Source organism: Ramlibacter sp. AN1015 (assembly GCF_037726105.1).
Lineage (GTDB): Bacteria > Pseudomonadota > Gammaproteobacteria > Burkholderiales > Burkholderiaceae_C > Ramlibacter.
In genome coordinates, this window is sequence record NZ_JBBJUM010000007.1 from 144,865 (window position 1) to 170,251 (window position 25,387).

A 25,387-nucleotide genomic window follows, 5' to 3' on the forward strand; every position below is an offset into this window, starting at 1 on the left:
CGCGTCACATCTTGCCGGGCAGCCACAGTGCGAGTGCGGGCACGAACCACAGCAGCAGCGCCATCGCCACCATCAGCAGGAAGAAGGGCAGGGTCGCGCGTGCGATCCAGGTGATCTCGCGTCCGGTCATGCCCTGCAGCACGAACAGGTTGAAGCCGACGGGCGGAGTGATCTGCGCCATCTCCACAACGATGACGAGGAAGACGCCGAACCACACCAGATCGATCTGCGCCGCCTGCACGGTGGGCAGGATCACGCCCATGGTCAGCACCACCATCGATATCCCGTCCAGGAAGCACCCGAGCAGCACGTAGAACGCGGCCAGCGCGATGACCAGACCGAAGGGGGAAAGCCCGAGCGAGCCCACGAACTCGGCGAGGTGGCGCGGCAGCCCGATGTAGCCCATGGCCAGCGTGAGGAAGGCGGCCCCGGCCAGGATCAGCGCGATCATGCAGTACAGGCGCGTGGCGCCGAGCAGCGACTCGCGAAAGGTGTGCCAGGTGAGCGAGCCCTGCACGGCGGACAGCGTGAGGGCGCCCACCACGCCCACGGCGGCGGCTTCGGTGGCGGTGGCGACGCCGGTGTAGATGGAGCCCAGCACACCGCCGATCAGCAGCACCACCGGAAGCAGGTGCCGTCCTTCCATCAGCCGCTGGGCGATCGACATGCCGCTGTCGGGCTGCGGGATGCGCCCCGGGTGCAGCAGCGACCAGGCCGCGATGTAGGCGGAAAACAGGCCCGCCAGCACCAGGCCGGGGATCAGGCCGGCCACGAACAGGCGGGCGATCGACACGTCGGCCGAGACGCCGTAGACGATCATGATGATCGAGGGCGGAATCAGCAGGCCGAGCGTGCCGGCCCCGGCCAGGGAGCCCACCGTGAGCTGCGGTGGATAGCCGCGCCCATCGAGCTCCGGCAGCGACATCTTGCCGACGGTTGCACAGGTGGCCGCCGAGGAGCCGGAGACGGCCGCGAAGATGGTGCAGCCGATCACGTTGGTGTGCAGCAGCCGGCCCGGCAGGCGGCTCACCCAGGGAGCGAGTCCGCGGAACATGCTCTCGCTCAGTCGGGTGCGAAAGAGGATCTCGCCCATCCAGACGAACAGGGGCAGCGCGGTGAGCGTCCAGCTCGACGACGCGCCCCAGATGGTCACGGCCATGGCGTCGCCGGCCGGGCGCGAGGAGAACAGCTCCATGCCGATCCATGCCACGCCGGCGAGCGTGAGGCCGATCCACACGCCGCTGCCCAGCAGCGCGAACAGCGCCACGATCAGCAGCGCCGTGACGACGAACTCATTCATGGCGTTGCCCCTCGGCCACTGCTTCCACCGTGCGCCGCCGGCGCAGCTCCAGCACCCACTCGTCGCACAGTGCGACGAAGAGGATCAGGGTGCCCAGCGCCATCGTCAGCTGCGGAATCCACAGCGGCGTGGCGTCGTTGCCGGTCGAGATGTCGTTGAACAGGTGCGACTGCCACGCGAGGCGCACCGAATAGAAAGCGAACAGCCCCGACAGCGCCACGGCCGCCGACAGCGCCCACAGCTCCAGCAGGTGGCGCGCGCGCCCGTGCAGCCGCCCCAGCACCAGGGTCACGCGGATGTGCTCGTTGCGCTTGAGGGTGTGGGCCAGCGCCAGGAAGCCGGCGGCTGCCATGCAGTAGCCGGCGTAGGCGTCGGTGCCCGGGACATGGAAGCCGAGTTGCCGGCTGACGATGGACAGCAGGACCATCAACAAGGTGCCTACCAGTGCGAGCGCCGCGAGCCAGGCGGCGCCGTCGTAGAGGAAGTCGAGGAAACGTCGCATGGGGCTCCCGGGTGTGCGGTGCATGAGCTTAAGCGGCTTGCGCCGTTTGGCACTCGGGGATTCCAGGATCGGCGACGCCGGCCTCCGCAAGCGCGTTGGGGGGCGAGGCGCCGCCGGGGCCAGGCCGGCCGCGGCGCCTGCGGTGGCGCGTCAGCGCGCGAAGGTGTCCTTCAGGCCTGTGGCGCGGTTGAACACCAGGCTGCCGGGTGCGTGGTCCTTGCGGTCGGCGACGAAGTAGCCGTGCCGCTCGAACTGGAACTTGTCGTCGGCGCGGGCCTGCGCAAGCGAGGGCTCGACCTGCGCAGCCACGACCTTGAGGCTGTCGGGATTGAGCTCTTCGAGGAAATCGCGCTCGCCGGTATCGGGCTGCGGCACGGAGAACAGGCGCTCGTACAGGCGCACCTGCGCGGGCACGGCGTCGGCTGCGCTGACCCATGTGATCACGCCCTTGGCCTTGACGCTGTCGCTGCCGGGGGTGCCGCTCTTGGTCTCGGGAAACACGCGCGCGTGCACGGCCACCACCTCGCCGCGTTCGTCCTTGTCGGCACCCACGCACTCGACCACGTAGCCGTACTTCAACCGCACCCGGCTGCCGGGGTAGAGGCGGTTGTAGCCCTTGGGCGGCACCTCCTCGAAATCGCCGCGCTCGATCCAGAGCTCCTTGCCGAAGACGAAGCTGCGCTGCCCGCGCTCGGGCTGGTGCGGGTGCACCGGCGCCGTGCAGGGTTCGAGGTGCCCGAGGCCGAAGGCCTCGTCCCAGTTGTCGATCACGAGCTGTACCGGATCGAGCACCGCCATCGCCCGCGCCGCCTTCGGATCGAGGTCGTCCCGCAGGGCGATCTCCAGCGTGCTGAAGTCGATCCAGCCGTTCGCCTTGGTCACGCCGATGCGCTCGGAGAACAGCTGCAGGCTCTCGGGCGTGTAGCCGCGCCGGCGCAGCCCGACGATGGTGGGCATGCGCGGGTCGTCCCAGCCCTGCACGTGGCCTTCATCGACCAGCTGCTTCAGCTTGCGCTTGCTGGTGAGGACATAGGTGAGGTTCAGCCGCGCGAACTCGTACTGGCGCGGCTGCGGGGCGTTGATCAGGCCGCCCTCGCGCAGGCGGTCGAGCAGCCAGTCGTAGAACGGTCGCTGGTCTTCGAATTCGAGCGTGCACAGGCTGTGCGTGATGTTCTCCAGCGCATCCTCGATGGGGTGCGCGAAGGTGTACATCGGATAGATGCACCAGCGGCTGCCGGTGTTGTGGTGCTGGGCGTGCTTGATCCGGTAGAGGGCCGGGTCGCGCATGTTGATGTTCGGGCTGGCCATGTCGATGCGCGCGCGCAGCACGGCCGCACCGTCGGGCAGCTTGCCCGCGCGCATCTCGCGAAAGCGCTGCAGGTTTTCCTCGGGGCTGCGGTCCCGGAAAGGGCTGTCGGTGCCGGGGCGGGCGAAGTCGCCTCGGCTGGCACGCATCTCCTCGGGGGTCTGCTCGTCCACGTAGGCCAGGCCGGCGCCGATCAGGTATTCGGCCGCGCGGTACATGAAGTCGAAATAGTCGCTCGCCTGATAGAGGTGGCTGGTGCCGTGCGCATCCCAGGAGAAGCCGAGCCAGTGCACGGCGTCGAGGATGGCATCGACGTACTCCTGCTCCTCCTTCTCGGGGTTGGTGTCGTCGAAGCGCATGTGGCACACGCCGCCATAGTCGCGCGCCAGTCCGAAGTTCAGGCAGATGCTCTTGGCGTGGCCCACGTGCAGGTAGCCGTTCGGCTCGGGCGGAAAGCGGGTGCGGATGCGGGCCGGATCGAGCGGCCCCGACTGGTGCGTTGCCGCGTCGCCGGGGCGGCCGGCCCAGTGCCGCTGCGCATAGGTGCCCTGGCTCAGGTCGCGCTCGATGATCTGGCGCAGGAAGTTGCTGGCTTTCGGGCTGTCTTTATCGGTCGGCGCGCTCATAGGCGGTCGATTCTAGGCGCGGCTGCTGCATCGTTACGTCTGGCTACGCGTTTGACCCGGCCGTTGCCAACGCCTGCGTGGCCAGCCCTTCCAATCGGTGGATGGGAGGGCACCGGGCTCGCCCGCGCAACCGCCACAGGAGTCGAGCCATGAATTCCATCCGATCCACAGGACTTCGTTGGGTCCTCGCCTGTGCGGCGCTTGCTGGTGGGGCCGGTGCAGCGCATGCCGGCTCCGACGTCTACTGGTCGCTCGGGGTATCGCCCGCGCCCGGCGTATCGATCGGCGTCGGCAACGTGGCACCGGTGTACGTGCGCCCCGCGCCGATCTACGTGCAGCCAGCCCCGGTGTATGTGCAGCCGGCGCCGATCTACGCGCACCCGCCTGTCGTCTACAGCCCGCCGCGCGTGGTCTATGGGACTCCCGGCTACTACGTCCAGCCGGCGCCCGTCATCCATGGCTGGCATCCGGGGCCGCAGTTTCACGGCAGGCCCCACCGGCATGGGCACGGGCACAAGCACCCGCACCGCGGCGGCGGACGAGGGCACGGACACGGGCACGGACACCACCGTCGCTAGTTGCGTGAGTCGCTCTCCGGCTTGCGGACGCGACACGGACAAACGCCTCGCCTGCAATGCAGCCGAGGCGTTCTTACTTGCGGCCGAGCGCGCGGACGCGGGGGTCTTACTCCTTCGCGCGCGGCTTGGATTCGCCGTTGCCCGCCCAGGTGGCGGATCGCATCAATTCACTGTGCGCAAGCTGCTCGCGCAGGTAGTGGCGCAACGTTTCGGTCCCGTAGCCGCTCCGGCCGCCCGGCGCGGCGCGCGCGGCCGGCGCATCCGTCCGGGACGGGCGGTCGGTGCTGCGGCGCTCCTGGAGCTCTCGCGCGGACGGCGAATCTTTCATGCCGTACAGCGTAGTGACTGCCGCGCACATCTGCTGACCGCCGGCCACGGACGCGACGGTAGGAGCCGCCCTACCCGTGCCGGCGGCAGCCGCACGGCGGTGTGGGCCGTGGCGTACGGCGGTGTGGGCCGCGGCGGGGCCGGAAGCGGGGCGAGGCAACGGCGACGAACTTAGCGCGACACGGTGCGACGCCTACCAGACCAAAAAAAAGCCCCCAGGTTGTGGCCTGGGGGCCAATATGCCAGTCGCGGGACGGAGGGCCGGACCAGCTCACCCCGGAGGAGGAGGGGACTCAGAGGAGTCGGGGTGATTTCCCTGGGAGGCGCCGCCTGCATGTCTGCACTGCGCCGCCTCGTGCATTCGCTATGGAGCTAGTAGACGGGCGGCGCCTCAGCCGTCTTGTAGGACGGCGCCCCGACGTCGTGCCGGAATGTCACCACCTGATAGGTCGGCGTCCGGCGCCGCCGCCGACTACATCGGCTTGAACAGGCCGGCGTGCAGGCGACTCACGGGCACGCGCTGCTTGCATCCGCGCAGCGTCAGGTGCATGCGACCCGATGCGTCGCGATCGACAGCCTCGATGGCGCTTGCGCGCACCACGCTGCCGCGGTGCACCTGCCAGAACTGCTGCGGATCCAGGCGCGCAAGCAGCTCCTTCAAAGGCGTGCGAATCAGGTATTCACGCTCGGCGGTCAGGACGCGCACGTACTTGTCGGCCGCCTCGAACCAGAGCACCTGTTCGACGGGAATGACGTGCAGGCCATGGGCTCCGACGGCGGCCTGGATGGTGCTCAGGTACGGTGTCGCGGCCGCTGCGGGCGCGCTTGCGGACAGCAGCCTGCGCAGGCCGTCGAGCACTGCGTCGGGGTCGGCATGCCGGTTTTCCACGCTGCGGCGCAGCCGGTCCACGGTCGATTGCAGCCGTGCCGGCGACACCGGCTTGAGCAGGTAATCGACGGCCTGCAGTTCGAAGGCCTGCACGGCGTACTGGTCGTAGGCGGTGACGAACACGATGGCAGGAAAGGGCGCTTGCGCGGGCCAGTCCTGCGCCAGCTCGCGGGCAGCCTCGAGCCCGCCGAGCCCGGGCATGCGGAAGTCCAGGAACAGCAGGTCCGGTCGCAGCGCCAGGGCGCGCTCGACTGCGGCGACGCCGTCGGCCACGTGCTCCAGCACCTGCAGCTGCGGCCAGATGTGCGCGAGCTCGGACGAGAGGGCCTGCGCCAGCAGCGGCTCGTCGTCGGCAATCAGGGCGGTGGGCATGCGTGGTTCTCCTGGAAGGTGCTTGCGGGCAGCCGCACCAGCGCGTGCGTTCCGCCCCCGTCGCGAGGCTGCAGCGTCAGGTCGGCACGGTCGCCATAGAGCGTGCGCAGGCGCTCGCGCACCTGCTCCAGTCCGAATCCGGCCGGGGTGCGCTCTCCGCGCGGCGGCAGGCCCGACCCCGAATCTGCCACCTCCAGCAGCAGCATGTCGTGCTCGCGCCGGGCGCTTACCTCGATGCTTCCGCCTTCGCGCAGCGACTCCAGACCGTGAACGATGCTGTTTTCCACCAGCGGCTGCAGCAGCAGCGTCGGGACCGCGCAAGACGCCAGGTCGTCCGGCAGCAGCAGCGCGCAGCGCAGGCGCGGCCCCATGCGTATCTGCATCAGGGCCAGGTAGTCGCCCAGGCGCGCGAATTCGTCGGCAAGCGGCTGCGTCGGCGCGCGCGACGCACTGAGCGTCGAGCGCAGGTACGCGACCAGCCGGTCGAGCATCTCCTGCGCACGAGGCGGATCGGCGGCGATCAGGGCGCGCAGGTTGGCCAGCGTGTTGAACAGCATGTGCGGCTGCAGCTGCGATTCCAGCAGGCGCAGGCGCGCCTGCATCGCCTCGCGCCGCAGCGCGGCTTCTCGTTGGCGCGCCTGCCGTGCCTGCTCGCGGCTCGTGAAGTAGTAGGTGGCTGCGGCGGCCGCCGCCATGCTCAGGACCAGCAGGCCAAGCGTGCGCCGCGGCGCACCCAGCATCAAGGCCAGCGGCGGCCGGCCGGAGATCGCGTCGGCCAGCGCCGTGCCGAACAGGAAACCCCACACGATCCCGAGCGGCACCAGGACGGCGATACGGCGCCACTGCACCTGCCAGTCCGGGATCAGGAGCGCCTGCCCGAGGTCGATGGCTGACCAGATGCCCAATCCGATCAGCTGCGAATACAGCAGGTTGGTGGCGAAGCCTTCCGGCCCGGCGACGGTGAGCCCCAGGGCGATGGCGGTGTTGAGCGCGGCCACCTGCAGGCCGCGGCGTGCGAGGCTGGAAGGATTCAGCGCGGCGGGCGGCATGGCAGCGAGTATGGCGCTGCACTCAGGCGCCGAACACCACGCCGTGGAGCAGGCGTCCCGGCAGCAGCGTGAACGCACCGGCGACCACACAGGCGCCGAGGTAGAGGCTTTGCATGATGCGCCGGTGCAGCACGAAGTCGCGGCGTGCCAGCGCCCGGAAGGCGCCCCATAGGCTTGCCAGCGTGAGCGGCACCAGCAGGTGGATGGGCGAGAACCCGGCGACGTTCGGCAGGCGGCCCTCGCGTATGAAGAGCGCGCTGAACGCCGCGACCAGCATGAAGGTGACCCAGGCGTAGCCGGCCGCACGGTGCAGCCACGGGCGCTGCGTGCGGCCGCGGCGCGCCCAGAGGGCGACCGGCCCGAGCGCCAGGGCCGCGAGCGCGGCGCTGAGGTGGATCGCGACAACGATGTTCAGGGTTTGCATGGCAGGAGCTTCCGTGACGTAGTGGGAGCCACTGTGCTTTCCGCGGGACGCCGCGGCCACCGCCATGCGACGAGACGCACGGAGGCGGCGCCAAACGCCCCCGTGGCGCCGCGAACGGCGGCGATAATCCGCGTCTTTTTCCGAGGGAGAGTGCGTGGACGTCGTGACGCTGGCCAAGGCCGCCATCATGGGCATCGTGGAGGGCCTGACCGAGTTCCTGCCGATCTCCAGCACCGGGCACCTGATTCTTGCGGGCGCGCTGCTCGATTTCACCGACGCCAAGGCCAAGGTGTTCGAGATCGCCATCCAGACCGGCGCCATCGTCGCGGTGATCCTGGTGTACTGGCAGAAGCTGCGGGCCACCGCGGTGGCCGTACCGTCCCAGCCCCATGCGCGGCGCCTGGTGCTGAACGTGCTCCTTGCGTTCACGCCGGCGGTGTTGCTGGGGCTGCTGCTGGGAGGTTTCATCCACGCGCACCTGTTCAATCCCGTGGTGGTGGCGATCGCGCTGATCGTCGGCGGCTTCGTCATCCTGTGGGCCGAGAAGCGGCCCCAGAGCCTCGCGCGCATCCAGGACGCGGACCACCTAGGCGCCGTGGACGCCCTGAAGGTGGGCCTGGCGCAATGCGCCGCGCTGGTGCCGGGCATGAGCCGCAGCGGCGCCACGATCATCGGCGGCATGCTGTTCGGGCTGTCGCGCCGGGCCGCCACCGATTTTTCGTTCTACCTGGCCATCCCGACCCTGATCGGCGCAGGGGCGTACAGCCTCTGGAAAGAGCGCCAGCTGCTGACCATCGCGGACCTCCCGATGTTCACCATCGGCCTGGTATTCGCGTTCGCCAGCGCCTGGGTGTGCGTGCGCTGGCTGCTGCGCTACATCTCCAGCCACAGCTTCGTGCCCTTCGCCTGGTATCGCATCGTGTTCGGCACGGTGGTGCTGCTGGCCTCCTGGGCCGGCTGGCTGGGCGCCTGAACGGCGCGCCGCCTGCGCCGTTCAGGCGCCCAGTGCCAGCAGCGCCGCTTCGATGGCGGCGGCCGTCGCCAGGGGTTTTTCCATGGGAAAGAGGTGGCTGCCGTCGAGCATGGTCATGCGCCCGTGCGTCACCTGCTGCGTCATCGCGAGCCCCACCTGCCGCAGCTCCAGGGACTGCAGCCCGCCGATGAAGGCGGCCGGGCACTTGAGGGGCCGGCGGCGCAGGAGAGCGGGCAGGTTGTCCGGCAGCGTGTTGTAGATGGCGGTCTCGACCTCCCGATCGAAGCTGAGCACCCGGTGCCCGTCCTCGTCGTGCGTGCCGTGGGCGATGTAGTCGCGCAGCACCTGTTCGTCCCAGCGCGCAAAGGCCTTCTTCTGCTGGAAGTGCTCCAGCGCCGCCTGCTGCGAGGGCCAGCGGTTGCGGCGCCTGCGGCTGACCGCGCCCGGCGAGATGGCGCCCACGAGCTGGGTGCGCTTGATGGCGCCGAAGGCGGTGGCGCGCCAGCCTCCCAGAAGGGGCGAATCGAGCAGCAGCACGCCGCGCGCGAGATGCGGATGGCGCGCCGCGCACATCAGGCTGAGGAAGCCGCCCAGCGAGTGGCCCACCAGCCAGGCGGGTTCCCCCGCCTGCACCACGCGCTTTTCGGCGAATTCGCGCAGTTGCTCCACCAGCTCCCACCAGTTGTTGCGCACCGGGAAGCGCGCGTCGTGGCCGAACTTGTCCAGCGCACCGACGCTGAATCCGCGTTTGCGCAGCTGAGCGAAAAGCTGGGTGTAGGTGCCTGCGGGAAAGCTGTTGGCGTGCGAGAAAACGATGAGCGGCATGGGTGCGTGCGAGCGTGCAGCCGCGCTCAGATCAGCTTCTCATCGACGCGCGTGATCTTCTTCAGCGGCTTGCCGCGTCGGCATTCGACGTTGATCGAGTTCGCCTGGCCGGGGTCGTCCCAGACCGGGTCCTCGAGGCTGTCGAAGGCCTCGCGCAGCTTCTCGCCCCAGCTGCTGTTGATCATGCGGTAGTACGGGTTGGCCATGTCGATGCACACCAGCCGCTCCGAGCGGAAGGTGTCCGCCTCGTAGACCACCAGGTCCAGGGGCGGGCCGACGGAGAGGTTGGACTTCATGGTGGAGTCCATGGACACCAGTGCGCATTTGGTGGCCTCCTGCAGCGGCGTCTCGGGCGAGAGCAGGCGATCGAGCACCGGCTTGCCGTACTTGGATTCGCCGATCTGGAAGTAGGGCGTCTCGGAGGTGGCCTCGATGAAATTGCCCGCCGAATAGACGCTGAACAGGCGCATCGCCTCGCCCCGGACCTGGCCGCCGAAGATCATGGAGACGTTGAACTCGACCCCGGCGTGCTGCAGGGCCTGCGCGTCGCGGTGGTAGACGTGGCGCACCGCCTGGCCCAGCACGCGCGCGGCATCGAACATGCTGCGCGCGTTCCAGATGGTGATGGGCGCGCCGCCGTCCGGATCGTTGAGCTCTTCGGACTGCAGGACCTCCCGCACCGACTGCGCGATGGAGAGGTTGCCCGCCGTGAGCAGCACCATGAAGCGGTCGCCGGCCTGCTCGTACACGATCATCTTGCGGAAGGTGCTGATGTGGTCCACCCCGGCGTTCGTGCGGGAGTCGGACAGGAACACCAGCCCGGCGTTGAGCTTGATGCCGACGCAATAGGTCATGGCTTGAGTTTCTTCAATTGGTAGAGGGCGTCGAGCGCCTCGCGCGGGCTCATCGCATCGGGGTCGAGCGCCGCCAGTGCAGCCTCCACCGCACTCGGCGCGGCTGCCTGGACCTCGGGCGGGGGCGCGAACAAGTCTACCTGCTCGCGCGACTGCAACTGCTGCGTCTCCAGCGCCGCCAGGGCGTGCCGGGCGTGGTTCACCACGGCGGCCGGCATGCCCGCGAGCCGCGCCACCTGGATGCCGTAGCTGCGGCTGGCGGGCCCGGGCTGCAGCTCGTGCAGGAAGACGATGTCGTGCCCCGACTCGGCCGCGCCCACGTGCCAGTTCACTGCCGCGCGGTGCTGTGCCGGAAACTCGGTGAGCTCGAAATAGTGGGTCGCGAAGAGGGTGTAGGCCTGGCTGCGGTCGTGCAGGTAGGCCGCGATGCCGGAGGCCAGTGCAAGACCGTCGAAGGTCGAGGTGCCGCGGCCGATCTCGTCCATGAGCACCAGGCTTTGCGAGGTGGCCGCGTGCAGGATCTGCGCCGCTTCGGTCATCTCCAGCATGAAGGTGGACTGCGCGTTGGCGAGGTCGTCGGCCGCACCGATGCGGGTGTGGATCGCATCCATCGGTCCGAGCCGGCAGGCCTGCGCCGGCACGTACGAGCCCATGGCCGCCAGCAGGCAGACCAGGGCCACCTGGCGCATGTAGGTCGACTTGCCGCCCATGTTCGGCCCGGTCACGATCTGCATGCGCTGGCGTGGACCGAGGCGCGTGTCGTTGGGAATGAAGGCGCCGCTGGAAGTCTCCGCGAGCCGCGCCTCGACCACCGGATGGCGGCCCTGGACGATCTCGATGCCCGGTTCGCGCGTGAAGACCGGGCGCGACCAGCGCAGGGTGAGCGAGCGCTCGGACAGGGCGCACAGCGCGTCCAGCGCAGCGAGCGCCTGCGCGAGCCGCGTGAGTGCGGGCACGTGCGCCTGCAGTGCCTCCAGCAGTTGCTCGTACAGCCACTTCTCGCGCGCAAGCGCACGTTCCTGTGCGGACAGTGCCTTGTCCTCGAACGCCCTGAGCTCGGGGGTGATGAAGCGCTCGGCGTTCTTGAGGGTCTGGCGGCGACGGTAGTCGGTCGGTACCTTGTCGAGCTGTCCCTGCGTGACCTCGATGTAGAAGCCGTGCACGCGGTTGAACTGCACCCGCAGGTTGGCGATGCCGGTGCGTTCGCGCTCCTGCGCCTCCAGCCGCAGCAGGAAGCCGTCGGCGTTGTCCTGGGTCGCGCGCAGCTCGTCGAGCTCGGCGTCGTGGCCGGCGGCGATGACACCGCCGTCGCGCACCAGCGCCGCCGGCTCTTCGAGCAGGGCGCGCGCCAGTAGCGGCGCACAGCCGTGCGGCGGCTCCAGATGCTGCGCGATGGCCGCCAGCTGGCCGGGCTGGCCCGCGAGCACCGGAGCGAGCTGCTGCGCCTGCGCGAGCGACAGTCGCAGGCCCACCAGTTCGCGCGGGCGCACCTGGCGCAGTGCGATGCGCGCCGTGATGCGTTCGACGTCGCTGATGCCCTTGAGGCAGCCACGCAGGGTATCCAGGGGCCCGTCCCGCAGCGCCGCCACGGCTTCGTGGCGCGCAACGGCCTGCGCGCGGTCGCGGCGCGGCTCGAGCAGCCAGGCGCGCAGGGCGCGGCTGCCCATCCCGGTCATGCAGGTGTCGAGCAGCTTGAACAGGGTCGGGCCGTCGTCGCCGCGCAGGGTCTGCACCAGCTCCAGGTTGCGCCGCGTGGTGGGAGGCAGGGCAATCAGCTCGTCGTCTCGCTGCACCCGCAGGCCGTGCACGTGCGTGAGCGCGCGGCCCTGCGTGTGTTCGCAGTAGCCGAGCAGGGCCGCCGCCGCGGCATGCGCCTGCGCCAGGGCCTCGGCGTCCCAGGCCCCCAGGCTGGCCGCCCCCAGGTGCTCGAGCAGCTTGCGCTCGCCGAGTCCGGCGTCGAACTGGAAGGCCGGACGCAGCGCGAGCGAGAGCTGGCCGCCGGTGTCGAGCGCCTTCAGGCGCTGCTCGAAGGCGGGCGTGACCTCGGCGCTGTAGACCAGCTCGCTGGGGGCGATCCGCCCCACCCAGGCCTCGAGCTCGTCACCGGCGCACTCGGCCAGCTGCAGCAGGCCCTGCGTCACGGCCATCCAGGCCAGGCCCAGCCTGTGGCGGGGCCCCTGGTGCACGGCCAGCAGCACTGCTTCGGCCTTGTCGCTCAGGAGCGCGGTGTCCGTCAGCGTGCCGGGCGTGACTACGCGCACGACCTTGCGCTCCACCGGCCCCTTGGTAGCGCCGACCTCGCCGACCTGCTCGCAGATGGCCACCGACTCGCCCAGCCGGATCAGCCGCGCAAGGTAGGTCTCGACCGAGTGGAAGGGAACACCCGCCATGGTGACCGGCTGCCCGGCCGACTGACCGCGCCGGGTAAGGGTGATGTCCAGCAGCCGCGCGGCCTTCTCGGCGTCTTCGTAGAACAGTTCGTAGAAATCTCCCATCCGATAGAACAGGAGCGTGTGCGGGTGCTCGTGCTTGATGGCCAGGTACTGCGCCATCATGGGGGTGTGCTTTTCGAGCGCGTCGCCGGGCGGCTGCGACGGCCGCGGCTTGTCAGAGGTTTCCATGTGCAATCAGGTGCTCAACGTGCGAGGTGCGAGCGCGTCGCCGTCATCTGCCGTCGCGTGGCCGTCCATCGTTGCGGTCTTGGTGGGCTGTCGTGGTCTGCCGGTCGTCGGCTGCCGAATGGCAAGGCCATGGCTACACCGCGAACGGACGACATCTTATGGGACGCCAGCCTCGCGCCCCGGGCTGAGGGGTACGTGCCTTGATGGGGCGATGGACTCAGGAATCGCGGGCGCGTCCCGTTCCGAGCCCGCCGGACCGGGGCGCACAGGCGTCCGGCGCGTCTTCGCTGTGCGCCCCGTGTTCGAGCCACGCTGCAAACCATTCCGTGCGGTGCGCGAGGCGCCATTCGTCGAGCACCGTGCGGGCCATCGCGCGTGCCGCACCGGGACTGGGGCTGGCGTCGATGTAGTCGAGCAGCCACTGCTCGAACCCGTCAGGCTCGGGGTCGTCGCGCGCGGCCCGCTCGAGCAGGTCGCGCCGGATGGCCAGGCCGATCGCGTCGGGGGTCTGGTCGCGCTTGCGGGCGCGGCTGCGCCCTTCGGACGCATCGAGGGCGGCGAGCAGCGCCGTGCATACCCGGGCCGGCCGCAGCGTGGCCATCACCGCCACCAGCGTCGCGCCGGCATCGACGCAGCTTCGACGGAGAGCGTCGCGCGCAGCGCGACGCCAGGCCCCGGCGGCCTCAGGAAGCCGCGCTCGAGCGCGACCAGATCGAACTCGACGCTCGCAAGGTCCGCCGCGAGGAGTTCGTCGGACGGCGTCGCCTGCAGCGTCGTGCACGACTTGAGATAGCCCGAGCAGCGATGGCAGACATCGACGGAAAAGTGGGCCTTCTTGTCCTCCGCGACCAGCGCGCCGAGCGTGTCGTGGTCCGTCGTTGCGCAATAGGTGCAGGCAAGGACCGGCATAGGCCAGCCGGCGCCGCAGCGTCCGCAGCGCAGGTGGCGCGCCCGCTCCACGCCACGCAACTCGGCGAACGTCGGCCAGGCCCCGCACACCGGGCAGTAGCCATGCGGCCAGGCGGCACGTGGGCCGGCAGCCCAGCGCCGCGCGCAGGCGTGCAGGTGGGGCATGGGCAGCAAGCCGGCGAGCGTGCGCCAGCCCTGCGCCGAGGCGCCCGCGCGCGAGGCCTGCATTGCCAGTGCCGCGTCGTCGTCGTTCAGGGCCGCCATGAACACCGCAAGTGCGTCGGCCGGCGTCCCCGGCGCCTGCCTCGGCTCGCCCGCCATCGCATGCAGTCCCTGCGCGCGCGCCACGCCGGACAGACGCTCGAGCAGCCGCGCGATGGCACGGGTGTCCGGCCGCATCTCGGCACCGGCGAGCAGCGGCGCCCGATCGGACGCCGGCGCCGTGCGCGGCGGGTTCGCATCCCACGCCGGATCGGAAAGGTCGGCGGCGAGCTCGCGCACGACGCGCAGCCACGCCGCCCACTCGGGGCGCGCCTGGGCCAGGGTGTCCAGCCGGGAGCGCGCGCTCATCGGGCGTTGCCCGCTATCGAAGCGGCGCTCATCGCCGGCCGAACTCCCGCGCCTGGCTCGCGGATTCCCGTGCCGGCGCAGCACCGGGCACCAGGTGCGGCGTGTCGTGGTAGGGGCGCGAGCCCTCATGCATCCGCACGATCTCAGGGCGGTTTCCGATGTCGCCGCCAGGCCCCCCGCCCTGCGTGCGCTCGGCCTCCGGGCTGCCGCACGCGGCAAGCAGCACGCAGAGAAAGCCCGGCAGCCGCTTCATGGTGCGTTGACCTCGGGGACGAACACGATCGCCGTGCGCACGAGAAAGCCTCCGGCGAGCACCAGGGCGGCGGCGACCGGCAGGCCGTGGGAGACATGTCGCCTGCGGCTGAAGGCCACCACCAGCGGCACCACGATGCCGATGGCAATGCCGATCGCGAGCACGAGTCCCCAGACGTTGAGCCAGCCCCGGGCGGCCGGCCCGAGCGAGATGAACAGCGCGATCAGCACGAGAATCTGCACCCCCAGCAGCCAGACGCAGATGCGCTGCAGCGCCCCTACTGCAGCGCTTTGCCAGCCCATCGTGCGGGCCCCCAGCACCAGCAGCGCAGCGGCCATGGTGACGGCAGAGACCAGGAACAGCATGCCGAAGAGCGACGTGTCGGACCAGACCGGACGATTCAGCACCGACAGCATTACGCCGGTATAGCCGGTGACCACGAGGGCGAGCAGGGCGCCGGGAATGGCAACGAGCGCGCCGAGGACGCCTGGCGGCCGCAGCCGCCGCGCAAGGTGCCAGTGCGGGCGGCGGTGCTCGGCAAAGGCGGCAATGCACGACAGCAGCGCGAAAAAGCTGAACAGCGGGACCGCCCACGATCCGATCGACATCGGCACCCAGTACTTGAACATCGGCAGCAGCGTGTGATTTGCGACGAGCAGGTGCCAGAAGCGGTCGGGCCGCGACAGATCGACGATCAGCACCACGCCGATCACGACCAGGAGCGGCAGCGTGATGAAGTAACCCAGCCGCGCCAGCCGCCGGTCGCTTTCGCGTCCTGCCAGGTCGATCATCGCCGAGAGGAAGTAGGTGCCGCCGGCCAGTGCGCCAAGGATGAAGTACAGGACGATGAGCCAGTGCCAGTGCGGCGAGGCGCTGAACCAGGTGCTGCTCGGAGCGTCGATCATCGTCAGGCTCCGTCGATGTCGTCCGCGCGGCGATCGCGGAAGTTGAACACGCTGACCAGACCGACGACGATGGCGCCCAGCACGCTGAACCACGCGCCGGGAGCCAGGTTCCGGCTCGGCATCTTCGGGTCGGGCGGCAGTCCATAGACTTCCGGCCGGTCCACCAGCAGGAAGAAGGCGTTCAGGCCGCCCAGCATCTTGTCGTCGGCACCGTACAGCACCGCCCGCTTCTCGCCGGCCGCATGGAGCTGTTCCACGCGGCGCGCCGCGCGCTGCTTGAGTTGCCACACGGGGCCGAACACGATGGAGTCGGTCGGGCAGGCCTGCGAGCAGGCGGGCTCCATGCCGGCCTGCAGGCGGTCATAGCACAGGGTGCACTTCTGCGCGGTGTTGGACACCGGGTTGATGTCGATCACGCCGAAGGGACACGCCGCGAGGCAGGCCTTGCAGCCATTGCAGGTGTCGGACTGGATCACGACCGTGTCGAATTCGGTGCGGATGATGGCGTTGGTCGGGCACACCTCGAGGCAGCCCGCCTGCACGCAGTGCTTGCACACGTCGCTCAACATGGTCCAGCGGCCGTCGCGGCGGTCGTCGTCGAACTGCTCGATGAACTTCACATGCCGCCAGTGCGTCCCGTCCAGCTTGCGCGTGTTGTCGTAGCTGTCGCCGGACAGCGTGCTGCGCTCGTCGTCCAGCGCCGGCAGCTGGTTCCACTGCTTGCAGGCGACTTCGCAGGCCTTGCAGCCGATGCAGACGGTCGGGTCGGTGAAAAAGCCCATCGGTTCGGCCATGGTGCGCTCCTGCTCAGGCTTTCTGGATGTTGCACACGAAGGACTTGCCCTCGTGCATGGATACGTTCGGATCGCCCACCAGCGCGCTCATCTCGTTGACGACGTCTCCCGTGGTCAGCCCTTCCCAGCCCCAGTGGAAGGGCATGCCCACCTGGTGCACCGTCCGGCCGGCAACGCGCAGCGGCTGCATGCGCTTGGTCACCAGCGCCTTCGCGACCACCGAAGCGCGCGGGCTGATGACGCGCACGCGGTCGAGGTTGGCAATGCCCTTCTCGCGAGCCAGCTCGGGCGACAGCTCGACGAAGAGCTCGGGCTGCAGCTCGGTGAGCCACGGGTTCCAGCGGCTCATGGCGCCAGCCAGGTAGTGCTCGGTCAGGCGATACGTGGTGATGACGTGCGGGTAGCTGGGGTCGGCCAGGGTGGCCAGCGCGTTGCCGGCCAGCTTCCAGTGCTTGAGCACCGGACTGGACTGCTGCTTGTACAGCGGATTGCGCACCACCGACTCCGCGGGCTCGTAGTGGGTGGGCAGCGGGCCATCGACCAGGCCCTCCGGCACGAAAAGCCAGCCGACGCCGTCGGGCTTCAGGATGAAGGGGTCGCTCCCCGAGAGGGCATCCATGCCGGTCGCGTCGGGCCTGGCCGGGTCGGTGGGCGGCTTGGTCTCGGGGAAATCGGGTACGTCCAGGCCGGCCCATTTGCGCTGGGCCTCGTCCCACCAGACGTACTTCTTGCGTTCGCTCCAGGGCCGGCCCTGCGGATCCGCGGATGCGCGGTTGTAGAGGATGCGCCGGTTCGCCGGCCAGGCGAAGCCCCAGCCCAGGTGCGCGCCGGGAACGCCCGGCGGGTCGGCCTCACGATTGGCCGACCGGTTCTTGTCCGCCGACGGGAACACGCCGCAGTAGATCCAGGACGCGCAGCTGGTCGAGCCGTCGTCGGCCAGGTCTCCGGCGCTCGCCACGTGGCGGGCAGGATCTGCGCTGTAGTAGCCGTTGATCTCCTTGAGGATCTTCTCGGACGAAGGCTCGCCCCGCTTTCGCTCGCGCGGGTCCTCGGCTTCGAAGTCCCACACCAGGCGCTTGAAGCCCTCGTCGCGAGGCAGCGTCGAGTCGGCGTAGAGCGCCTTCAGGCGCTTGCCGAGTTCGTAGGTGAAGTACATGTCCGAGCGGCAGTCGCCCGGCGCCTCGGCGGCCTTGTAGTGCCACTGCAGCAGGCGCTGCGTGTTGGTGAAGCTGCCGTCGTACTCCGCCACCTGCGCGGAGGGGAAGAAAAACACCTCCGTGGCGATGTCGGCGGTGGCGATCTCACCGGAGCGCACCTCCGGCGCCGTCTTCCAGAACATCGCGGTCTCGTGCAGCCAGTTGTCCTTCACCACCAGCCACTCGAGCTTGCGCAACCCCGCGCGCTCGACCTTGGCGTTCAGCGAGGTGGCGGGGTTCTGGCCGATGCAGAACATGCCTTTGACGCGACCCTCGTTCATCGCGACGAACATCGGCATATGTGAATGGTCGCCGATGATCTTCGGGTGCCAGCGATAGCCGAAGTCGTTCTCGCGCGTGGCCGCGTCGCCGTACATCGACTTCAGGTACGACACCATGAACTTCGGCGTGTTGGCCCAGTAGCCGGTGGGCTGCGTCTCTTCGGCCAGCCACTCGGCGAGCGACGCATGCGGCTTCAGCGCCGACGGATGCGCCATGTAGCCGTGGATCGAGTGGTACAGGGTCGGAATATCGGTCGATCCCTGGATCGATGCATGGCCGCGCAGGGCCATGACGCCGGCGCCGGGCCGCCCCACATTGCCCAGCAGCAACTGCAGCAGCGCCGCGCAGCCGATGATCTGCACGCCGTAGGTGTGCTGCGTCCAGGCCACGGCATAGGCGAAGGAGGTGGTGCGATCGGCGCCCGAGTTGTCCAGGATGGTCTGCGCCACGCGCAGGAACACGTCGCGCGGGCAGCCGGTCACCTGCTCGACCATCTCGGGTGTGTAGCGCGAGAAATGGCGGCGCACGATCTGCAACACGCTGCGCGGATGGGCCAGCGACTCGTCGCGCTGCTCGGGCGGCGTGACCAGTGCCTGCACCATCCTGTCGTAAGGCGGGCCGCCCTCTGCCGCTTTCACCGCGCGCTTGGCACGCTCCTCGCGCTGGTCATAGGTCGCGTCGCCGCTCCCCTGGCCGCCTTCCCCGCTCTGCCCGCCTTGCGCGCCTTGCCCGCCTTGGCGCGAGGCATGGTCCTGCTCGCCCGAGCGTTCGGTGTCGGCGACGCGGCCACGCGACTGCATGTCCGTGCCGGCGTAGTCCCACGACCGCGTTTCGTATTCGCCGACGAAGCCGTTGAAGGGCCACTCCTTCGCTTCGCCGGTATAGGCCATCAGGCCCGAGAACACACCGTCGAGGTCCTCGGTGTCCCGGAACTGGTCGGACACGATGGTCGCGGCATTGGTGTACGTGGTGACGAAGGTGCGAAAGAACGGATCCTTGTTCCATCGCTCGCTGTTCAACACGAAATTGACCAGCCCGCCCAGGAACGCGATGTCCGATCCGGAGCGCAGCGGCGCGTAGATGTCGGCCATGGCGCTGGTGCGCGTGAACCGCGGATCCACGTGGATCAGCTTGGCGCCATGCTCGACCTTGGCCTTCATCGGCCAGCGGAACGCGACCGGATGGTTCTCCGCCATGTTGGAGCCCATGACGACCACGCAGTCCGAGTCCTCCATGGCTCTCGGATACATCGTGGCCGCGCCGCGGCCTAGCCTGGTTCCCAGACCGGGAACACTGGAGCTATGTCATATTCGCGCCTGGTTTTCGATGGGCACGATGCCCAGGCCGCGCATCAGCTTCTGCTGGATGTGGTTCCACTCGTTGTCCAGCGTGGCCCCACCGAGCGAGAAGATGGAGGTGGTGGAGTTGACCTCCTTGCCATTGGCGAGCCGTTCGACGAACGTTTCGTCGCGCGTCTTTTTCGTCAGCTCGGCGACCCGGGCCATCGCCCGCTCCAGGTCCCACACTTCCCAGTCGGGCGCACCAGGCGCGCGGTGCAGCACCTGCTTCGGTCGGTTGGGGTTGACGTGCAACTGGAAAATGGCCGCGCCCTTGGGGCACAGCGTGCCTTCGTTGACGGGGCTGCGCGAGTCGCCCTCGATGTTGACGACCTGGCCATCGACCGTGTGGACCAGGGTGGCGCAGCCCACCGCGCAATACGGGCAGATGCTGGGCGTGGCCTTTGCATTGGCGATGCGCAACTGCTGGGCGCGAGCGGCGGCTGGCGCCAGGCTCATGCCTGCGCCCACCAGTGCGCCGGCAGCCGTTCCGCCGCCGGCGAGCAGGCGTCCAAAGTCGCGTCGTGAAATGTCCATCTCGCGCTCCTGGCGTGGTGAGCCGCCGTAGTCGAATCGACCGGTGCCGCTCGGTTTCGCGGCAAGCGCGCGTGCACGCAGCGCTCGCAGAGGTTCCCAGCGTACCGACGCAGGCAGCTCCTGGGGGTGACCGAAACGGTTGACCTGTAAGAGATGGCTAGCAGGAGCACTGCGCACCGGGGCTGCGGCGGGCGTGACGGCGACACGCGGTGCCAGAGGCAGGCGCTGTAGCTCAGAAAGCCGATGCCCGCCAGCACCCGGCATCCGAGCAGCCGGCCGGTCCAGGTGCTTGCGCTTGCCAGCGTACCGCTGTTCGCCGCCTCGGGGCGCCCGACCCGTACCGATGGCCTCGTCCGTGGAGCCGGTCGAATGCCCTCGATGCCGCGACGTTCTTTTTGCCGCTGCTGAGATGAACCGCTGCGGCGGCGGGGGTACTCAGCCCGCTTGTCGGTGCGCTGTCACGCACCACCACGTCCGGTCACCCAGAAGGGGAGTCATGAACACAGTACACGGCCGTTCCGTGCCGGCCCGCGCCAGCGCGTTCGAGAAGGTGAGTTCCGGCTGGATCGCCTTCACCAGGAGACAGCGGCCGGGCATCCGGACGCGCGTCATGGGCTCCCTCGCCGAAATGCCGGGCGGCAAGACCCTGGCAGGAGCCTGGTCCAGCCTGGGGGCGGCGGCGCAGACCTGCGCCAGCTATCGCAAGGCCAACGACGAGTGGCAGCGGGCCTTCGCCACCGTGCTGCAGGACCGCTGCCCGGCGCTGGGGCGACAAGACGGCGAGGCCCTGGTGAAGTCGATGGTGGGCGCCATGGACGTCGTGAACGAATCGACCCTGCTCGCGATCGTGCAGCGAGCGTCGCAAGAGAACCTGCGGCGTGCCGCAGCCGATGCTTCGGCCGCCGCGGTGGAGCGGCTTCCGGGCTTCGAGCAGCTGGACGAGGACAGCCAGGCGGCGCTGCGCCGTCTCCTGGAGCAACAGGTGCGAGAACTGCTGGAGCACAGCGGCGGTGCATCGCGGGGCGAAGACGTGATCGACGGGTCCCGCCGCGCTGCCAACGAGGCGCTGGGGACGCTGGACCTCGAAGCCTGCAACCTGCTCGCCGGGACCCAGCTCCAGGAACGCGCCCCGATCGCGGCCAAGGCATTCGCAAACCTGCGCACCTGGGCGGCCGTTCAGGTGCTCGACGGTTCCTCGCCGCGGACGAGTCTGGGCGAGGCGTGGTGTGCCTTCATCAAGCGCGAAGCGGAATTCGCCGCGGACCGCCGACGCCGGCCTGTGCGGAACTGGGACAAGCCGTTCGAGACGCACGCCAGCGCCGCGTCCGACGCACGCGGTCGCCGCCACCACGGGCGCGAGGCGCACGCACGGGCCGCGGCCCTGCCCATGCACCACCGGGACCGCATCACAAAGGGCAACGATGGCGACGCGCGCGTACGAGCCGAGCTCGCGCCAGCACGCAAGGCTTCGCGCCCTTGAGGGCGTCGTTTCGCTCACCACTCCTACAGCGCCGTCGGACCGCATCCACTGGCGCGCTGCCGGCAAGACACCGCCAATGGGTTCCGGCGCCGTTCACGTGCGCCGATCACGCAAGCACCGATGTAGAGGCCAGCACCATGAAATCTTCAGGCACCAAGAGCACATCGTCCTCCAACCGCCCGAGCGGAGATCGCGCCAGCGCGTCCAGCGCGAGCAAGACGGCCAGCAACGCGAAGGCTTCGCAACGGCAGCCGCGGCGCGCGGCCGACGCCAAGGCCAACGACGTGCGCGGCGCTGCGGACGCACCATCCGACAAGAGCGCCGGCAGCAAGCGTCGCAGCTGAACGCGCGACGCTTCTTTCTACTCAGGCGCGCGGGGTGCCCGGCGCCTCGGCGCCGGACCCGATGCCCAGGACCGCGCGGCCCGTGCCGGTTGCCGGCGCCTTCGCGCCGGTGCCGGTCACGTCCTGACCGGGCACTGACGCATCGTCGCCGACGGCGGCGTCTGAGGCGGACGTGTCGGAAGCATCGCTCGGCGGGTTGGCCGCTGCACTTTCATCGGCAAGCGCCTGACGGTCGATTTGTGCCGCCTGCCGCACCTGCGCCTTCTCGCCTGCGCTGGCGAATCTGCTGTACTTCTGCAGGATGGGCACGAGCTGCCCGTACACCCGCGGTGCACCAGCCAGGCACTCGCGCTGCTCCAGGAACTCGGGCTCGCCGGTGAAGTTGCCGATCAGGCCGCCGGCCTCGGTCACCAGCAGCGAGCCCGCCGCGACATCCCAGGCCGAAAGCCCGGTCTCGAAGAACGCGTCGGTGAAGCCGGCCGCGACATAGGCGAGATCGAGTGCCGCGGCACCGGGCCGCCTGAGCCCGGCGGTGCGCTGCATCACGTCGGCCATGATGCGCAGGTAGTTGTTGAAGTTGTCGCCCGGGCGGAACGGGAACCCGGTAGAGATAAGGCACTGTCGCAAGTCGGTGCGCTTGCTCACGCGGATGCGGCGCTCGTTGAGGTAGGCGCCGCGGCCGCGGGTGGCGGTGAACAGGTCGTTGCGGGTCGGGTCGTAGATCACCGCCTGCTCGATCTTGCCGCGCACCGACAGCGCGATGCTCACGCAGTAGACCGGGAAGCCGTGGATGAAGTTGGTGGTGCCGTCCAGCGGATCGATGATCCAGACGAAGTCGGAGCCCTGGCGCCCCTGGGTCTTGCCCGACTCCTCGGCCCAGATCGCATGGTCGGGGTAGGCCGTGAGCAGGGTTTCGATGATGGCCTGCTCGGCAGCGTGGTCCACTTCGGTGACGAAGTCGTTCACCTGCTTTTGCGAGATGCGCACCGATTCGACGTCGAGTGCGGCGCGATTGATGATGGCGCCGGCGGCGCGTGCGGCCTTGATGGCCACGTTGAGCATGGGGTGCAGGTTGGACGACATCGGTTGTGAAGGAGAAGGAGCAGGCTCGGCGCGGCGGCGGGGCACCGGCGAGACGCGGGGAACGACCGGCGATGCGGTCGCACGACAATACCGCCATTCTACTTTTCCCGCCGTGAAGACACGTTTCATCCTCATCCAGACCAGCCATGCCGGCAATGTCGGTGCCGCGGCGCGCGCGATCAAGGTGATGGGCTTCGACGACCTGGTGCTGGTGGCGCCGCGCTGGCCCGACGTGCTGGAGCGCGAGGAGGCCGTGCAGCGCGCCAGCGGCGCGGTCGATGTGCTGCAGCGCGCGCGCATCGTGGCGACGCTCGACGAAGCACTCGAGGGGGTGTCGCACCTGTGCGCCACGGCCATGACGCCGCGCGACTTCGGACCGCCCACGCGGGCACCCCGCGAACACCTGGCGCAGCTCGCCGCAACGCACCCGCAGCCTGCCGGCGTGGCGTTCCTGTTCGGACCCGAGCGCTTCGGCATGGCCAATGCCGACGTGTACCGCTGCCATGTGGCGCTGCGCATCCCGGTGGATCCGCAGTTCGGCTCGCTCAACCTCGCCGCGGCCCTGCAGGTGATCGCCTACGAGTGGCGGCAGGCGCTCGGCGGTTTCGACAGCGGGCGTGCGGTGCCGGCTGCCGCGCAAGCGGCCCCGCAACCCGCCGATGCCCAGGCGCTGGCCGGCATGCTGGCGCACTGGGAGCGCGCGCTGGTGGACATCGGGTTCCTCGACCGGCAGGCACCGAAGAAGCTGATGCCGCGGCTGCACCAGCTGTTCAACCGCGCCGCTCCGACGCCGGAAGAGATCCATATTCTGCGTGGGGTGGCCAAGGCCATGTCGCAAGCAGCGTCACGGGGCAAAGCTTAGACTCGGCGCCATCATGTTCAGCCGTCTGCGTTCCGACATCCAGTGCATCCTCGACCGCGATCCCGCTGCGCGCAGCAGCTGGGAAGTAGTCACCTGCTATCCGGGCCTGCATGCGCTGGTCCTGCATCGCATGGCGCATTGGCTGTGGGACCGGCGCATGCGCTGGCTCGGCCGCTTCACCTCGCAGTTCTCGCGCTGGCTCACCGGCATCGAAATCCACCCGGGTGCCCGCATCGGTGACGGCGTGTTCATCGACCACGGCATGGGCGTGGTGATCGGCGAGACCGCGGAGATCGGCGACGGCTGCACCATCTACCAGGGCGTCACCTTGGGCGGCACCTCGCTGAGCAAGGGAGCCAAGCGCCATCCCACCCTCGGGCGCAACGTCGTGGTCGGCGCCGGAGCGAAGGTGCTGGGAGGCTTCGAGGTGGGCGACCACGCGGCCATCGGTTCGAATGCGGTGGTTACCAAGCCCGTGCCGCCGGGCGCCACGGCGGTCGGCATCCCGGCGCGCATCATTCAGGCGGAAGACTCGGCCCGGCGCGAAGCCGTCGCAAGCCGCCTGGGCTTTTCGGCCTACGGTGTGACACAGAGCGACGACCCGGTGTCGCAGGCACTCAAGGGCCTGATCGACAACGCCTCGTCGCAGGAGCACCAGATCGCACTGCTGTGGCAGGCCATCGAGCACCTGGCGGACGCCCGTCGCAAGGGTGACTGCGTGCCCGACGAGGCGGCCCGCACCGAGTGCTTCGAGGCAGAGAAGCTGTCGCAGCTGGTGGGCAAATAGGCGCCGGCACCGCTCGGCCGCGCGGCCGTTTCAAGCCCTTGTGCTTCGAGAACGGCGCACACCGCGCGTCACGCGACGCGCTCGTCGTCGGGCTCGTCGTCGGGCTCGTTGTCGGGCTCGTTGTCGGTTATGCGCCTACTGCGCGGGCGCGGGCCTGATCGCGGTCTTTGGCCGGAACGCCTTGCACACGGACTCGTCCGTCTCCAGGTACGGACCCCCGATGAGATCGATGCAATAGGGCACGGCCGCGAAGATGCCCGGCACGACCGACGCTCCTTGTGCGTCGCGCAGTCCTTCGAGCGTTTCCTGGATCGATTTCGGCTGTCCGGGCAGGTTGATGATGAGGCAACGTCCGCGGATGACGGCCACCTGCCGCGAGAGGATGGCCGTGGGCACGAAGCGCAGGCTGATCTGGCGCATCTGCTCACCGAAGCCCGGCATCTCCCTGTCCGCGATGTCGAGCGTCGCCTCGGGCGTCACATCGCGCAGGGCCGGGCCGGTGCCGCCCGTGGTGAGCACGAGCGCACAGCCTGCATCGACAAGTTCCACCAGCGTGGCGCTGATGCGTTCGCGCTCGTCGGGAATGAGCCGCGGCTCGTAGTCGATTCGGTTGCGCAGGGCGCGCCCGAGCCAGGCCTGCAGTGCCGGCAGTCCCTTGTCTTCATAGGCGCCACTGGAAGCGCGATCGCTGATGGAGACGATGCCGATGCGCACCGGGTCGAAGTCGCTCATTGCGGGGTGTCCTCTGGCTGTTCGCTGGCGCCATCCGCGTCGGCGGCGAGCTGTTCGCGCACCACCTGGAAGATTTCGCGGAACGCGCGTCCCTGGCGCGGCGCCAGGCCGTGGGACACGGCGGCGGCGGAAGCCGGTGGTGCGTCCTTGCGTGCCTGGCGCACGAGTGCGCGCAGCTGCTGCGCATCGGTGCCCGGGTAGCGCGTGAGCCATTCGCCCACGGCCTCGTCGCGCGCGAGCAGCGCATCGCGCCAGCGCTCGGCTTCGTGCAGCGCCATGGTTTCGCGCGCGGAGCCCTGGTGCTGCGCTTCGAGCGCGTCGCGCGCGGCCTGCAGCGTGTCCTCGTCGAGCAGGCGCATCAGCTTGCCGATGAACTGCGTCTGGCGGCGCCGGCCTTCGAAGTTGGTGATGCGGCGCGCCTCGTCCAGGGCATCCACCAGCTTTTCGGGAAGCTGCAGCGCCTGGAGCCGGTCGCTGCTCAGCGTCATCAGCGATTCGCCGAGCTTTTGCAGCTGTTCGCTCTCGCGCTTGAGGTCGGTCTTGCTGATGTCCGAGCCCTTCAGCTCGGCCTTGAGTTGCTGGTCGAGTTCGCTGCCTTCGGCGACGAACTGGCCGCGCACGAAGTAGCCTCGTTTTGGTTTGCGTGACATGCGTGAAATGGGGGAGGCGG

Annotated in this window: 25 protein-coding genes; 6 read left to right on the top strand and 19 right to left on the bottom strand. The window is 69.4% G+C overall.

The window, feature by feature from the left end; all coding sequences use genetic code 11:
- Positions 1 to 4: 4 nt before the first annotated feature.
- The 3 genes from WG922_RS13010 to WG922_RS13020 form a co-directional block, all read right to left on the bottom strand.
- Positions 5 to 1,300, bottom strand: a complete 1,296-nt coding sequence (locus tag WG922_RS13010) for a TRAP transporter large permease (RefSeq protein ID WP_340283090.1) — start codon at positions 1,298 to 1,300, stop codon at positions 5 to 7.
- Positions 1,293 to 1,802, bottom strand: a complete 510-nt coding sequence (locus WG922_RS13015; protein WP_340283091.1) for a TRAP transporter small permease — start codon at positions 1,800 to 1,802, stop codon at positions 1,293 to 1,295. Before WG922_RS13015 ends, WG922_RS13010 begins: the two co-directional genes overlap by 8 nt.
- A 150-nt stretch (positions 1,803 to 1,952) precedes the next feature.
- Positions 1,953 to 3,734 carry a glutamine--tRNA ligase/YqeY domain fusion protein gene (locus WG922_RS13020; protein ID WP_340283093.1) on the bottom strand — a complete coding sequence of 594 codons (1,782 nt, stop codon included), beginning with the start codon at positions 3,732 to 3,734 and terminating at the stop codon, positions 1,953 to 1,955.
- Positions 3,735 to 3,883: 149 nt separating this feature from the next.
- On the opposite strand from WG922_RS13020, the gene WG922_RS13025 reads away from it, so the two are divergent.
- A complete protein-coding gene (locus WG922_RS13025) occupies positions 3,884 to 4,312 on the top strand; it encodes a hypothetical protein (protein ID WP_340283095.1) in 429 nt (142 codons plus the stop codon).
- A 106-nt stretch (positions 4,313 to 4,418) separates the two neighbouring features.
- On the opposite strand, the gene WG922_RS13030 is transcribed toward WG922_RS13025, so the two are convergent.
- The 4 genes from WG922_RS13030 to WG922_RS13045 all read right to left on the bottom strand — a co-directional run bounded on the left by WG922_RS13030 (position 4,419) and on the right by WG922_RS13045 (position 7,373).
- Positions 4,419 to 4,688 (bottom strand): hypothetical protein, encoded by a 270-nt coding sequence (locus WG922_RS13030; protein WP_340283097.1) that lies wholly within the window; start codon positions 4,686 to 4,688, stop codon positions 4,419 to 4,421.
- A 423-nt stretch (positions 4,689 to 5,111) separates the two neighbouring features.
- Entirely contained in the window at positions 5,112 to 5,900 is a 789-nt protein-coding gene (locus tag WG922_RS13035) for a LytR/AlgR family response regulator transcription factor (RefSeq protein WP_340283098.1), read from the bottom strand.
- Complete coding sequence (locus WG922_RS13040; RefSeq protein WP_340283099.1) at positions 5,885 to 6,949, bottom strand: sensor histidine kinase; 1,065 nt, start codon at positions 6,947 to 6,949, stop codon at positions 5,885 to 5,887. The genes WG922_RS13035 and WG922_RS13040 overlap by 16 nt, the downstream gene beginning before the upstream one ends.
- Positions 6,950 to 6,971: 22 nt before the next feature.
- On the bottom strand, positions 6,972 to 7,373 hold the full coding sequence (locus WG922_RS13045; protein ID WP_340283100.1) for a DUF2306 domain-containing protein: 402 nt from the start codon (positions 7,371 to 7,373) through the stop codon (positions 6,972 to 6,974).
- 154 nt (positions 7,374 to 7,527) lie between these two features.
- On the opposite strand from WG922_RS13045, the gene WG922_RS13050 reads away from it, so the two are divergent.
- Complete coding sequence (locus tag WG922_RS13050; protein WP_340283102.1) at positions 7,528 to 8,346, top strand: undecaprenyl-diphosphate phosphatase; 819 nt, start codon at positions 7,528 to 7,530, stop codon at positions 8,344 to 8,346.
- A gap of 21 nt (positions 8,347 to 8,367) precedes the next feature.
- Here the strand turns inward: WG922_RS13050 and WG922_RS13055 are convergent, their stop codons facing one another.
- The 9 genes from WG922_RS13055 to WG922_RS13095 all read right to left on the bottom strand — a co-directional run bounded on the left by WG922_RS13055 (position 8,368) and on the right by WG922_RS13095 (position 19,429).
- Positions 8,368 to 9,171 (bottom strand): alpha/beta hydrolase, encoded by an 804-nt coding sequence (locus tag WG922_RS13055; RefSeq protein ID WP_340283104.1) that lies wholly within the window; start codon positions 9,169 to 9,171, stop codon positions 8,368 to 8,370.
- Between the two features lie 26 nt (positions 9,172 to 9,197).
- Positions 9,198 to 10,025 (bottom strand): proteasome-type protease, encoded by an 828-nt coding sequence (locus WG922_RS13060; RefSeq protein ID WP_340283106.1) that lies wholly within the window; start codon positions 10,023 to 10,025, stop codon positions 9,198 to 9,200.
- On the bottom strand, positions 10,022 to 12,646 hold the full coding sequence (gene mutS, locus WG922_RS13065; RefSeq protein WP_340283107.1) for a DNA mismatch repair protein MutS: 2,625 nt from the start codon (positions 12,644 to 12,646) through the stop codon (positions 10,022 to 10,024). Before mutS ends, WG922_RS13060 begins: the two co-directional genes overlap by 4 nt.
- Before the next feature lie 217 nt (positions 12,647 to 12,863).
- Positions 12,864 to 13,247 carry a hypothetical protein gene (locus WG922_RS13070; protein ID WP_340283108.1) on the bottom strand — a complete coding sequence of 128 codons (384 nt, stop codon included), beginning with the start codon at positions 13,245 to 13,247 and terminating at the stop codon, positions 12,864 to 12,866.
- On the bottom strand, positions 13,247 to 14,125 hold the full coding sequence (locus WG922_RS13075) for a formate dehydrogenase accessory protein FdhE (protein ID WP_340283109.1): 879 nt from the start codon (positions 14,123 to 14,125) through the stop codon (positions 13,247 to 13,249). Before WG922_RS13075 ends, WG922_RS13070 begins: the two co-directional genes overlap by 1 nt.
- Before the next feature lie 28 nt (positions 14,126 to 14,153).
- Positions 14,154 to 14,378, bottom strand: coding sequence for a hypothetical protein (locus WG922_RS13080; RefSeq protein WP_340283111.1), 225 nt, complete (start codon positions 14,376 to 14,378; stop codon positions 14,154 to 14,156).
- Entirely contained in the window at positions 14,375 to 15,283 is a 909-nt protein-coding gene (gene nrfD, locus WG922_RS13085) for an NrfD/PsrC family molybdoenzyme membrane anchor subunit (RefSeq protein WP_340283112.1), read from the bottom strand. The genes WG922_RS13080 and nrfD overlap by 4 nt, the downstream gene beginning before the upstream one ends.
- Before the next feature lie 2 nt (positions 15,284 to 15,285).
- The gene (locus WG922_RS13090; protein ID WP_340283114.1) at positions 15,286 to 16,077 is read right to left on the bottom strand and encodes a 4Fe-4S dicluster domain-containing protein; all 792 of its coding nucleotides are present in this window, start codon (positions 16,075 to 16,077) and stop codon (positions 15,286 to 15,288) included.
- A 13-nt stretch (positions 16,078 to 16,090) separates the two neighbouring features.
- Positions 16,091 to 19,429, bottom strand: coding sequence for a molybdopterin-dependent oxidoreductase (locus tag WG922_RS13095; RefSeq protein ID WP_340283115.1), 3,339 nt, complete (start codon positions 19,427 to 19,429; stop codon positions 16,091 to 16,093).
- Between the two features lie 496 nt (positions 19,430 to 19,925).
- Here WG922_RS13095 and WG922_RS13100 point away from each other — a divergent pair, with 496 nt between their 5' ends.
- Both WG922_RS13100 and WG922_RS13105 read left to right on the top strand, forming a co-directional pair.
- A complete protein-coding gene (locus tag WG922_RS13100; RefSeq protein WP_340283116.1) occupies positions 19,926 to 20,909 on the top strand; it encodes a hypothetical protein in 984 nt (327 codons plus the stop codon).
- A 137-nt stretch (positions 20,910 to 21,046) separates the two neighbouring features.
- Complete coding sequence (locus WG922_RS13105) at positions 21,047 to 21,253, top strand: hypothetical protein (protein WP_340283118.1); 207 nt, start codon at positions 21,047 to 21,049, stop codon at positions 21,251 to 21,253.
- A gap of 21 nt (positions 21,254 to 21,274) precedes the next feature.
- On the opposite strand, the gene WG922_RS13110 is transcribed toward WG922_RS13105, so the two are convergent.
- A complete protein-coding gene (locus tag WG922_RS13110; RefSeq protein ID WP_340283120.1) occupies positions 21,275 to 22,336 on the bottom strand; it encodes an inositol monophosphatase family protein in 1,062 nt (353 codons plus the stop codon).
- A gap of 112 nt (positions 22,337 to 22,448) precedes the next feature.
- Between WG922_RS13110 and WG922_RS13115 the strand changes: the two genes are divergently transcribed.
- Both WG922_RS13115 and cysE read left to right on the top strand, forming a co-directional pair.
- Positions 22,449 to 23,198: an RNA methyltransferase gene (locus tag WG922_RS13115; RefSeq protein ID WP_340283121.1), complete on the top strand. Its 750-nt coding sequence runs from the start codon at positions 22,449 to 22,451 to the stop codon at positions 23,196 to 23,198.
- 13 nt (positions 23,199 to 23,211) lie between these two features.
- Positions 23,212 to 23,985 (top strand): serine O-acetyltransferase, encoded by a 774-nt coding sequence (cysE, locus tag WG922_RS13120; RefSeq protein WP_340283122.1) that lies wholly within the window; start codon positions 23,212 to 23,214, stop codon positions 23,983 to 23,985.
- A 135-nt stretch (positions 23,986 to 24,120) separates the two neighbouring features.
- On the opposite strand, the gene mog is transcribed toward cysE, so the two are convergent.
- Positions 24,121 to 24,717 carry a molybdopterin adenylyltransferase gene (mog, locus tag WG922_RS13125; protein ID WP_340283123.1) on the bottom strand — a complete coding sequence of 199 codons (597 nt, stop codon included), beginning with the start codon at positions 24,715 to 24,717 and terminating at the stop codon, positions 24,121 to 24,123.
- Complete coding sequence (gene yjgA, locus WG922_RS13130) at positions 24,714 to 25,367, bottom strand: ribosome biogenesis factor YjgA (RefSeq protein ID WP_340283124.1); 654 nt, start codon at positions 25,365 to 25,367, stop codon at positions 24,714 to 24,716. The genes mog and yjgA overlap by 4 nt, the downstream gene beginning before the upstream one ends.
- Positions 25,368 to 25,387: the final 20 nt, after the last annotated feature.